General features: G+C 71.0%; 7 protein-coding genes and 1 pseudogene. 6 read left to right on the top strand and 2 right to left on the bottom strand.

Annotated elements, in window-relative coordinates:
• Positions 1–2,102 (bottom strand): glycoside hydrolase family 36 protein (locus AB0H87_RS30320; protein WP_360153143.1); only part of this gene is annotated, 2,102 nt, incomplete at its 3' end.
• Between the two features lie 226 nt (positions 2,103–2,328).
• Between AB0H87_RS30320 and AB0H87_RS30315 the strand changes: the two genes are divergently transcribed.
• Positions 2,329–3,123 (top strand): GntR family transcriptional regulator, encoded by a 795-nt coding sequence (locus AB0H87_RS30315; protein ID WP_360153140.1) that lies wholly within the window; start codon positions 2,329–2,331, stop codon positions 3,121–3,123.
• On the opposite strand, the gene AB0H87_RS30310 is transcribed toward AB0H87_RS30315, so the two are convergent.
• Positions 3,120–3,914, bottom strand: a complete 795-nt coding sequence (locus AB0H87_RS30310) for a GntR family transcriptional regulator (protein ID WP_360153137.1) — start codon at positions 3,912–3,914, stop codon at positions 3,120–3,122. The genes AB0H87_RS30315 and AB0H87_RS30310 overlap by 4 nt on opposite strands.
• A 110-nt stretch (positions 3,915–4,024) precedes the next feature.
• Here AB0H87_RS30310 and AB0H87_RS30305 point away from each other — a divergent pair, with 110 nt between their 5' ends.
• The 5 genes and pseudogenes from AB0H87_RS30305 to AB0H87_RS30285 form a co-directional block, all read left to right on the top strand.
• Positions 4,025–5,326, top strand: coding sequence for a D-tagatose-bisphosphate aldolase, class II, non-catalytic subunit (locus AB0H87_RS30305; protein WP_360153134.1), 1,302 nt, complete (start codon positions 4,025–4,027; stop codon positions 5,324–5,326).
• Positions 5,323–6,468 carry an SIS domain-containing protein gene (locus AB0H87_RS30300; RefSeq protein WP_360153132.1) on the top strand — a complete coding sequence of 382 codons (1,146 nt, stop codon included), beginning with the start codon at positions 5,323–5,325 and terminating at the stop codon, positions 6,466–6,468. Before AB0H87_RS30305 ends, AB0H87_RS30300 begins: the two co-directional genes overlap by 4 nt.
• 14 nt (positions 6,469–6,482) lie before the next feature.
• Complete coding sequence (locus AB0H87_RS30295) at positions 6,483–7,460, top strand: BadF/BadG/BcrA/BcrD ATPase family protein (RefSeq protein WP_360153130.1); 978 nt, start codon at positions 6,483–6,485, stop codon at positions 7,458–7,460.
• A 19-nt stretch (positions 7,461–7,479) separates the two neighbouring features.
• A complete protein-coding gene (locus AB0H87_RS30290) occupies positions 7,480–8,439 on the top strand; it encodes a DMT family transporter (protein ID WP_360153127.1) in 960 nt (319 codons plus the stop codon).
• Between the two features lie 176 nt (positions 8,440–8,615).
• Positions 8,616–11,171, top strand: a pseudogene (locus AB0H87_RS30285) (hypothetical protein); the annotation flags it as partial.

The following is an 11,171-nucleotide window of genomic DNA, read 5'->3' as shown; positions in this document are numbered from 1 at the left end:
CTTCTCGCCGTGCAGCGGATACTTCTGGCGCAGTTAGAACTTGGTGTCCACATTGGTGGGAGTGAACGTGTCGGGCGGCGAGGGGTCAGCCGCACGGTGTTGTGCCGGGCGTCGACCGTGCCGAGGTGGCGGCCGTTGAAGGGGTCGAGCAGCCGGTACCGGCCACGGCCGAGGCCGCGCAGCTCGACCGTTCCGTCGAACGTGTCGGCGTAGAACGCGTAGTGCAGCGCGCGGTCCTTCTCGACGACGTGCGTCTCGGGCTTGTCGAAGCCGATGTCGTACAGCTCGCCCCGGTACTCGCCGGTGGGCAGCATGTTCTTCTTGTAGAGGCTGACCCACTTGCGCCAGACGACCTCCTTCTCCGGCGTGAGCAGGGTGTCGTTGTCCGGGCCCGTGGGGTAGGTGAACTTGGTGGACAGGACGCCACCCACACCGTAGGTCGAGGCGAAGTCGTCGCCGTTGTCGCTCAGCTCGACGTGGTCACCGGCGTAGCTGGCGCCGGCACCCATCATCGCGTGCATGGTCTTGCCCTTGGACCGGACCTGGTACGACGACGTCGGGTCCGAACCCGGGTACTGGTCGATGTAGGGCAGGTTGTGGAACGCGAACGCGGTGCCGCAGGGGCAGAGCTCGACGACCGCGTTCCGGTTGGCCTTGTGCGCGGCCTCGTAGATCGCCTTCCAGAACTGGGCCAGACCCTCGGTCGACTCCTCCGGGCGGGCGTGCCCGTGCGCGGGGTTGTAGCAGGGCGCCACGCCGTTGAGGTGCTGGCCGTCGATCTTGAGACCCTCGTAGCCCCAGTCCCGGATGAACTTCGTCGCCTGCGCGGCGAAGTAGTCCACGACGGGCTGGTAGCCCGGGCACATGGTCCACGAGTTCCACCAGGTGACCCGCTGCATCTTGCCGTCCTTGTCCAGCAGCAGCATGTCGGGACGGTTCAGGAAGATGTTGCTCTCCGGGTCCGCCGCGAGCGGAGCCCACCACAGCCGCGGCCGCAGCCCGGCATCGCGGATCTCCTTGGTGAAGGCCTTCATGTCGGCCTCACCACCCGGGAACTTCGCGAGGTTGATGTCCCAGTCGCCCTCGTTGGTCTGCCAGCCGTCGTCGAGGCCGGCCCAGACGAGGCCGACCTCGCGCACCTTGGGCAGGGTGCCGACGACCTGCTCGACGGTCATCTCGCGCTCGTAGCCCCACGCGCACCAGACGGGGTCGAAGGCCGACTTCGGCGACCTCGGCGCCCGCTGGCCGAGGTCGCTCATGTAGTCGCGGTAGCGCTGCAGCGGCACGAAGTGGTCGCCGGAGTGGGCGATCAGGAACGTCGTGTCGGTGGTGAGCCGCTCCCCCGGCTTGAGCGTCCGCGCGGCGTCGCCCTCGACCGCGATGCTCGCGCCGTTGGCCGACTTGCGCACGGGCAGGCGCAGGATGCGCGCCACCGGCTCGACGTGCCCGACGGAGACGCCCGCGCCCTGGCGCCAGACCGAGGCCATCGGCGTGCCGCCGCCGTAGTCGGACGAGTCCATCCCGAGCGAGTTCACCTGGTTGAAGGTCGGCGTCACCGGGCGCACCCAGTCGCGCCGGTTGCGGTAGGTGGTGCCGGAGAAGGTGTAGAAGCCGCCCGGCTGCTCCAGCACCTCGTGGGCACCGCTGCGCCAGCCGGTCACCGCGAGGTCGGTCCGCGACGTGTTGGTGTAGGTGACCGTCATGACGATCATGCCGGTGAGGCGCTCGTACGAGGTCAGCTCGACCGTCTTGCGGACGCCGGCAGCCGCGTCACCGCGGACGGTCACCGTGACGCCCTTGCCGTGCCGCGAGTGCTTCGTCTTGCGGGTCTCGTGGTCGCGGTAGGCGAACTCGTCGATCGCCCCGCCGGCCACGAGCAGGGCCTCGCTGGCGTCGAAGCCCGTGACGTCGGTGTGCTCGAACGCGATCCGGGTGTGCAGCTTGTCGTCGAACTCCAGCGCGATGGTGGTGTCGCCGACGCCGACGACGTCGTGGTCGTGCTTCGGTTTGGCGGCGGCGGGCGTGGCGCCCACCGCGACCGTGGGAATGGCGGCCAGGCCGGCGCCACCCAGCGCGAACTTCAGTACCGTTCGCCGCTTCATGTCGGTCACGTCGAAGTCCCTTCGGTCAAGATCAAGTCACGCCGATACGTGCTCCGGCGTCGAAGACGGGGCAGGGAATGCGGCGGCTGCGATCCCGGGCGGAGCCACCGAACTGGTCGACCTCATGGGGTGGTCTGTTCGACGAACGTAAGTGGCATGCGATTGGCTTGTCAATGGTCTGCGTCCGGTAGTTTTCTGGTGTGGTCGTCGATTGGTATGGTCCGGTATGACCGTTGCGACGACGCGGACGCCGCGTCGCCTGTTCGCCGACGAGGCGCTCCCGCTCTACGAGCGCACCGCCGCGCAACTCCTCGATGACCTGCGCGCGAACGCCGCCCACGCCGGCGACCGGCTGCCCTCCGAACGGGCGCTGGCGACCCGCTACGCCGTGTCCCGCGTGACGCTGCGTGCCGCCCTCGCCGAGCTCGAGTCCCGTGGCATCGTCCGGCCCGCCTCGTCCCGCGGGTGGTTCGTCGGCGACCTCGAGCCCGAATCCGCGCCGGCGCCGTCCACCGCGGCGCCGCCACCACAGCCCCAGGTGCAGGGCCTGGCCGACTTCGCCCGCGTCAACGGCCTGACGCCGAGCAGCCGCGTGCTCTCCGCCGCGGTGCGCCCGGCCACCGTCTCCGAGGCCGAGGAGCTGCGCATCGCACCCGGCGCCGACCTGTTCGAGCTGCACCGGCTGCGCTTCCTCGACGACCTCCTGGTCGCGTTCGAGCACAACCGGCTCCCGCTCGCGGTCTGCCCGGCCCTGGCCGCGACCGACTTCAACAGCGCGTCGCTGTACGCCACCCTGCGCGCGGCGGACCCACCCCAGCTGCCCCGCGTCGCCGACTACTCCGTCGAGGCCCGGCACCCGACGGCGCGGGAGATCGAGCTGTTCGACATCGGCGACACGATGCCGATGCTGGTCGCCACGCAGCTGACGTTCAACCAGGGCGGCCGCCCGATCGAGCTCACGGTGCAGGTCTACCGGGGCGACCGCTACCGGTTCCGGGCCTCGATAACCAACCGACCCTAATCGGTGATCGAGCCGCGGAAGCGGTAACGGTCACCGCGGTAGACCTGGACGGTCAGCTCGATCGGCTGGCCGTCCTGGTTGAAGCTGAGCTGGGTCGCGACCAGCATCGGCACCGTCCCGTCGACCTCCAGCAGCCGCCGTTCCTCGTCGATCGGCTGGCGCGCCTCCACGGTGTACTGCGCCAGCCGCGGCAGCTGCGGCGGGTGGGCGCGGCGCAGGGTGGCGTACAGCGACGCGCTGGTGAAGTCCGTGGTGGCCAGGGCCGGGCAGACCGCGAGCGGGAGCCGGTTGTGCTCGAGCACCACGACCAGGTCGTTGAGGTAGCGCAGCCGCCGCATCTCGAACAGGTCGGCGCCGGGTGCGATGCGCAGCGACTCGGACTCCGCGACCGAGCACGGCCGGACCCTGGACTCCAGGATCACGGCGTGGGTGGTCAGGCCGTGCGCCGCGGCGTAGTCCGCGAAGCCCTGCACGACGTGCCCCGACGGCCGGCCGTCGCCCGGCTGCGGCGTCGCGCCGTCGCCCGCCGTCAGGTCGGTGAGGAACCAGCCGCGGGCCGGTGAGGGCTCGACGACGCCCTGGTCGGCGAGCTGGTTCAGGGCAGCCCGCAGCGTGGACCGGGAGACGCGGTAGTGCTCGGACAGGAGGCGCTCGGAGGGCAGCCGGTCACCCGGGCGGTAACCGCCGGCGACCAGGTCGTCGACCAGTCGGGTGGCGGTGCGTCCGGACAGCAGAGCCGACGAGCTCGCGGGCAGGGCGCGCGGCGGTTCGGACTCGAGGGGAACGACCATGGCGATCAGCGTACCGGATTACATACCAATCAAGCAGTAGCCGGCCAGTTCGAATACCAGTAGGGTCCAGTTCACCTTCGGAATGGCGACCGGCTGGAAGGAACCGCACCGTGAACAACCCGCTCGACATCGTGATCGCCAGACACAAACGAGGGGAACCGGTCGGTGTCACCTCGATCTGCTCGGCCCATCCGTTGGTCCTGCGGGCCGCGATGGCGCAGGCCGGGGAAGACGGCGACCTGGTGTTGATCGAGGCGACCTCCAACCAGGTCGACCAGACCGGCGGCTATACCGGTATGCGGCCGGCCGACTTCCGCGACCTGGTGCACCGGGCGGCCGACGAGGCCGGGCTGCCGCGGGAGCGGGTCGTGCTCGGCGGCGACCACCTGGGCCCCAACCGCTGGCGCTCGTTGCCCGCGGAGGAGGCGATGGCGCACGTCGACGTGCTCGTGGCGGCCTACGTCGAAGCCGGCTTCACCAAGATCCACCTTGACTGCAGCTATCCCTGCGCGGACGACGCGACCCCGCTGACCGACGAGGTGATGGCCGCCCGCGCGGCCCGGATGCTCGCGGTCGCGGAGCGCACCGCGGCCGCGACGGGGCGGGCCGGGCAGCTCCGGTACGTCATCGGCACCGAGGTGCCGGTGCCGGGCGGCGCCGAGGAGACGATCGACGAGCTGCGCCCCACCACCGCCGGGTCGGCCCGCGAAACGCTGGCCCGGCACCGGGCGGCCTTCGCCGACCGCGGCCTCGCACACGTGTGGCCCCAGGTGATGGCGCTGGTCGTGCAGCCGGGCGTCGAGTTCGACCACCTGCGGGTCGTCGACTACGACCGCGACCGCACCAAGGAGCTGCAGCGGGTCCTCGACGACGAGCCGACGATGGTCTTCGAGGCCCACTCCACGGACTACCAGACCGTCGCCCGGCTCGCCGCTCTCGTCGAGGGTCACTGGGCCGTGCTCAAGGTCGGGCCCGGCCTGACGTTCGCGCTGCGGGAGGCGCTGTTCGCGCTGGCCGCGATCGAGGCGGAGCTCGTGCCGCCGGAGGACCGTTCGCGCCTGCCCGAGGTCGTCGAGCAGCGGATGCGCGCGGAGCCCGGGCACTGGGCCAAGTACTACACCGGCGACCCCGCGGAGCAGCGCCTGGCCCGGCGGTACAGCTACAGCGACCGGATGCGCTACTACTGGCCGGATCCGGAGATCCAGGCCGCCGAGCGGCGCCTGCTGGCCAACCTGACCGACCGGACCATTCCGCTGCCGCTGCTCAGCCAGCACCTGCCCGACCAGTACCAACGGGTCCGCGACGGCAGCCTCGGCGACCACCCCGTCGAGCTCGTCCTCGACCGCGTACGCGACGTCCTGCGCGGCTACCGGGACGCGACCACCCCCACCGAATGGCAGCAGGCGGCATGAGCACCTTCCTCGGTTACGACCTCGACCACCTGCGCCGGCACGGTGCCCTCGACACGAGTCGCGAGATCGCGCAGCAGCCGGCGGTCTGGCGCCGGATCGCCCGGCTGGCGGCAGAGTCGGGCGCGGAGACCGACGCGTTCCTGAAGCCCCTGCTGGAACGGCCGGACCTGCGCATCGTCCTGACCGGCGCGGGCACCTCGGCGTACGTCGGTGACGTGCTCGCGCCGTCGCTGCGCCGGCGGCTGGGCCGGCGGGTGGACGCGATCGCCACCACCGACATCGTGGCCGACCCCCTGGCCTGCTTCGCCCAGGCCGTGCCGACGCTGCTCGTGTCGTTCGCGCGGTCCGGCGACAGCCCGGAAAGCGTGCGGGCCACCGAGCTGGCCAACGAGGTGCTGACCGACTGCTGGCACCTCGTCGTCACCTGCAACGAGCACGGCCGGCTCGCCACCCAGCACGCCGATCCGTCCGCCGTGCACGTGGTGCTGCTGCCCGAGGCCGCCAACGACCGGGGGTTCGCGATGACGTCGAGCTTCACCGGCATGGTGCTGGCCGCCCTGCTGGCCCTCGGCGGCGTCGACGAAGACCTGGTCGAGCGGCTCGCCGGAGCGGCCGAGCACGTCCTGGCCACCCGGCCGGCCGCGGCCGCGGAACTCGCGGCCCACGGCTTCTCCCGGATCGTCTATCTCGGCAGCGGCACCATGCACGGCGTCGCCCGGGAGTCGGCGCTGAAGGTCCTGGAGCTGACGGCCGGCCGGGCGGTCGGCCTGGCCGAGTCGGCGCTGGGCTTCCGGCACGGGCCCAAGTCGGTGCTCAACGAGGCGACCCTGGTCGTCAGCTACGAGTCCAACGACCCCTACACCAGCCAGTACGACCGGGACATGGCGGCCGAGCTGCTGGAGGTCCTACCGGCACGGAACCTCGTCACGATCACCGGCCAGCCGGCCCGGCACGGCGCGTGGCTGCTGCCGGGTGTCGCGGACATGGACGACGCCGCGCTCGCCCTGCCGGCCGTGATCTGCGCGCAGCTGATCGCCCTGCACTTCTCCCTCGCGCTCGGGCGCACACCGGACAACCCCTTCCCCGGCGGAGAGGTCAACCGGGTCGTCCAGGGCGCGATCATGCATCCCCTGCACCCCTGACGGAGGCGAGACACATGTTCCTCGGCGTTGACGGCGGTGGCACCAAGACCGCCTTCTGCCTGCTGCGGGCGGACGGCTCGATCGCGGCCGAGACCACGGCCGCGAGCAGCTACTACTTCAGCGAGGGAATCGACCTGGTGAGCCGGGTCCTCGAGGAGGGCATCGGCGCGGTCTGCGCGACGGCCGGCCGCACGCCGGCCGACATCGACTTCGCGTTCTTCGGGATACCGACCTACGGCGAGGTCAGCGGCGACATGGCCGTCCTGGACGCCGCGCCACGGAAGATCCTCGGCCACGACCGCTACCGCGTCGACAACGACATGGTCTGCGGCTGGTCCGGCTCGCTGGGCGCGGCGGACGGCATCAACGTCATCAGCGGCACCGGATCCATGACGTACGGCGAGCGGGCCGGCCGCGGCCACCGCGTCGGCGGCTGGAGCGAGCTGTTCGGCGACGAGGGCTCCGCGTACTGGATCGCCAGCCGCGGCCTGCAGGCGTTCTCGCGCATGAGCGACGGCCGCGCGCCGCGCGGCCCGCTCCTGGACGTGCTGCGTGAGCACCTGGAGCTGGCGGCGGACCTGGATCTCATCGACGTCGTGCTGAACCGGTGGCAGGGCGACCGGGGCAGGATCGCCGCGCTCTGCCCGCAGGTCATCACCGCCGCCGACCGGGGCGACGAGGCGGCCGCCGCCATCCTCGCCGAGGCCGGCCGGGAGCTGGCGCTGCTGGTCGACACCACGCGTAGCCAGCTCGGCTACGGGGCCGAGGAGCAGGTGCTGGTCTCCTACTCCGGCGGCACGTTCAACGCACCACAGGTGCTGTCCGGTTTCCGCGCGCACCTGCACGAACTGCACGACCGGTACGACCTTCGTCAGCCCCTGTACCCGCCGGTCGTGGGCGCGGCGCTCTATGCCGCGAAACAGGCCCGCAGCCCGCTCGGCGCCGACGCGCTCGAGCGACTCCGGACCACCCCCATCGCCACCGCTGCCTGAGGAGGCGCAGATGCCACCGATGACCATTTCCCGCATCAGAAGCAGCTGGATCCCGTACGCCGGACTGCTCGTGCTCTTCTGGGGCGTGTGGGGAGCTTTCTCCGCCGTCCCGACCAGCGACTACGGCTACCCCGACGGCATGGTGTACGTCGTCTGGTCGATCACCATGCTCATCCCGGCGGTCGCCGCCCTGCGCGGCGCCACGTTCGACCGCCGGCCGGTCGCGGCCGTCTACGGCCTGCTGATCGGGCTCACCGGCGCCGGCGGCCAGCTGCTGCTGTTCAAGGCGCTCACCATCGGCCCGGCGTACCTCATCTTCCCGCTGATCGCGCTGTCCCCGGCGATCACCGTGCTGATGGCCATGATCCTGCTGCGCGAACGCATCCCCCGGCTCGCGCTCCTCGGCGCGGTCGCCGCGCTGGTCGCGGTCGTGCTGTTCAGCGTCAGCGACGGCGACGGTTCGGCCACCGGCGGGCTGTGGCTGCTGCTGGCCATCGTGGTCTGCGTCGCCTGGGGCGTGCAGGCGTACTTCATGCGCAAGGCGGCCACGGTCGGCGTCAACGACGCCACCACCTTCACCTGGATGACGATCAGCGGCCTGCTGCTGGTGCCGATCGCCATCTGGATGGCCGGCGGCCTGGCCCTGGACGCGCCCTGGCAGGCGCCGACCCTCGCCGCGGTCACCCAGGTGCTCAACGCGGTCGGGGCGCTGTTCCTCGTGATGGCGTTCAGCCGGGGCAAGGCGTCGATCGTGGCGCCGACGACCAACGCGCTGGCGCCCGTGCTGACCGTGATCCTCTCGCTCGCCGTCTACCAGAAGGTGCCGTCGGTCTACGCGACGATCGGCATCGTGCTCGCCATCCTCGGCTCCACGCTGATGGTCTACGCGGACGAGAAGCGCGGCGAGGCCGCCGCGGCGGACACCACCGGCCAGGCCACACTGGACCGCAAGGGCGCACCGGACGTCGCGGTGCCCTGACCTTCTGACCGACCACGACGGCCGCCGGCCCGGACCCGCTCCGGACCGGCGGCCGTTTTTGGATCGCCGGCTGTTCCGCAGTCGCGCAAGTTAGCGCTAACATCACTGACACCTCGTTCGACAGTCGTGAATCTCGCGCTCCATCTTGCCGTGCAGAGACGTCGGGAGGATCCACCATGGCGCCCTCCGTTGTTACCGCTCACGCGGCCCGGTGGGCCGCCCTCGTCGCGTTGGTGGTGAGCTGGGCCGTGGTCGGCCTGCCGTCCGCCGCGCGCGCCGCCGGGCCGGTGTTGCCCGGCAACGAAGGCGACGTCGGCGTCTACACCGACGGCGAGCACCACGTGATGGAGATCGGCGATCCCGTTTACACCAATGTGGACGAGGTCGCCGCGAAGCTGGCTCCCGGCGTCCCGTACACCGCGGCGAGCATGCATCAGTCGATCTTCGAGCAGGACCTGGCGGCCGGCGGGACCGACTACCACCTCGACCGCGTGCTCGGCGTGCGGGGCACGATCGGGTCGGCGGTGCTGATGACCCGTGGCCGGTCGCTCTACCTGCGCGGCGCGAGCAACAACAACTTCGCCGTCATGGGCTTCGCCGGCAACACGTTCGTCGGCGGTCCCAACAACCTGGGCAACCTCTACACCGTCACCGTGCCCGGCCAGACCGTCAGCGAGGTCACCGCCGAGCGCTTCAACGCGCCGAGCCACGCCAAGGCCCGCTACACGGTCGGCGGCACGGGCGTCACCGCCGACCTCACGAAGTTCATCACGTACGACAACGTCGCCGTCACCGCGATCACCTTCGCCAACCCCGGGGCCGCCCCGGCGACCTTCACCGTGCGCGCCGCCTCGCCGCTGGCCACCGCCGCCGGTGCCGGGCCCGCGGACCTGACCGGGACGCGGACCATCACGAGCGGCGCCAACAACGGGCTGGTCGACACCGCCTGGAACACCGTGACGATCGACCTCACCGCTGCCGGGTTCACCCGCACCGGCACCGCGCTCGACCGGGAGGTCACCGTGCCGGCCGGCGGCTCGGTCGCGCTCTCCGTCGTCGGCGCCGTCTCCTCACCCACGCTGCCGGCGAGCGCGGCGAGCTATGCCGCGCTCTCCCCCGCTGACGCGGTGCGCACCGGCGTCACCGCGTTCAACCGCCGGTGGGCGCAGGACGTGCCGTACATCGACGTGCCGGACCCCGCCCTGGAGAAGGCGATCGTCTACCGGTGGTGGGGCGAGCGCTACAACTCGCTGGACGCCAACGCGGCCGGCTACGCCTACCAGTACCCGACCACGGTGGAGGGCGCGAACCTCTACCAGAACGCGGTCGCGCTGACCCAGCCGATGCACCTGCAGGACACCAAGTGGCTGCGGAACCCGTACCTCGCGTACGGCCAGATCCTCAACATCGGCGAGCTGTCGGGCTCGTCGGCCTTCCTGGACAGCCCGGGCCACACGAGCTGGAACAACCACTACTCGCAGTACATCGGCACCGCGGGGCTCGAGGCGTACAACGTGCACGGCGGCGGCACGGAGCTGGCCGCGAAGTTCGCGCGCTACTTCGAGGGCGACGGCGTCGGGCAGCTCGAGCACTACGACGGCAACGGCGACGACCTGATCGCCTACGACACGAACTTCATGCCGGGCAACGACGCCGACGCGATCACCTTCGGCTACCCGAAGGCCAACGCCGGCGCACCCGGCGCCCGCACCATCGAGCGCCCGGAGTCCGCGTACGTCTGGGGCGCCTTCGACGCCGCCCGCCAGCTCTACCGGATCGCCGGCGCCGACCAGGCGAAGGTCGACCGGATGGCGGCCGCGGCGGACGCCGTCCGGGCCGCGGTGCTCGACCGGTTGTGGAGCACCGACACGCGGATGTTCCTCGCCGGCACCTCGCACGGCGCGACCAGCGCGGCCTCCTCCAACGGCCGGGCCAACCCGCTGCCGCCCGACGCCCGCGACCTGATCCCGGCCAAGGAGTCGAACCTCTACGACGTCTACGCGCAGAACCTCGTCCCATTCGACCAGTGGCCGACCTATGTGGACGGTTTCCGCTTCCTGACCTACGGCGACAACTTCCCGATCTTCCCGTTCTACACCGCCAACCAGTACGACCGGGCGGCGTACGGGATCGGTGGCTCCAACAACTTCTCGAACATCAACTTCACTGTGCAGTACCGCGGCGTGCGCTCGGCCCTGCGCCACTACGACCCGACGCACAAGTACCTCACGCCGGCGTACGCCAAGCGGCTGCTCGACTGGATGGCCTGGAGCATCTACCCGGGCGCGGACCTGCGGGCACCGAACCAGGCGGAGTACTACTCCAACTGGAACCCGACCACGCGGACCTACAACCGCAACAACCCGAACCACGTGATGCTCGGCAACATGAACTACATCTTCGTCGAGGACATGGGCGGCCTGCAGCCGCGCTCCGACGACAAGATCGAGCTGTGGCCGATCGGGTTCGGCTATCCGCACTTCATGGTCAACAACGTGCGCTACCACGGCAAGGACGTCACGATCGTCTGGGACCCGGACGGCAGCGCGTACCGCCTGGGCGCGGGTTACAGCCTGTTCCTCGACGGGGAGAAGAAGGTCACCACCGACCGGCTCGGCCGGCTCACCTACGACCCGGCCGCCAACACGGTCTCCGCCGAGGACGGCCTGACCGTCACGTTCAGGGCGGCGAGCGGCGCCGCGGTGCCGAGCGCGGTGGACACCGCGATCGAC

It is taken from the genome of Asanoa sp. NPDC050611 (genome assembly GCF_040654855.1).
In the GTDB taxonomy this organism is placed as follows: domain Bacteria; phylum Actinomycetota; class Actinomycetes; order Mycobacteriales; family Micromonosporaceae; genus Asanoa.
This window is presented reverse-complemented; position numbering and strand designations above follow the sequence as displayed.

Coding starts and splice junctions, on each gene's coding strand:
- AB0H87_RS30315 (WP_360153140.1), top strand. CDS start 2,329: ATGACCGTTGCGACGACGCGGACGCCGCGTCGCCTGTTCGCCGACGAG.
- AB0H87_RS30310 (WP_360153137.1), bottom strand. CDS start 3,914: ATGGTCGTTCCCCTCGAGTCCGAACCGCCGCGCGCCCTGCCCGCGAGC.
- AB0H87_RS30300 (WP_360153132.1), top strand. CDS start 5,323: ATGAGCACCTTCCTCGGTTACGACCTCGACCACCTGCGCCGGCACGGT.
- AB0H87_RS30295 (WP_360153130.1), top strand. CDS start 6,483: ATGTTCCTCGGCGTTGACGGCGGTGGCACCAAGACCGCCTTCTGCCTG.
- AB0H87_RS30290 (WP_360153127.1), top strand. CDS start 7,480: ATGACCATTTCCCGCATCAGAAGCAGCTGGATCCCGTACGCCGGACTG.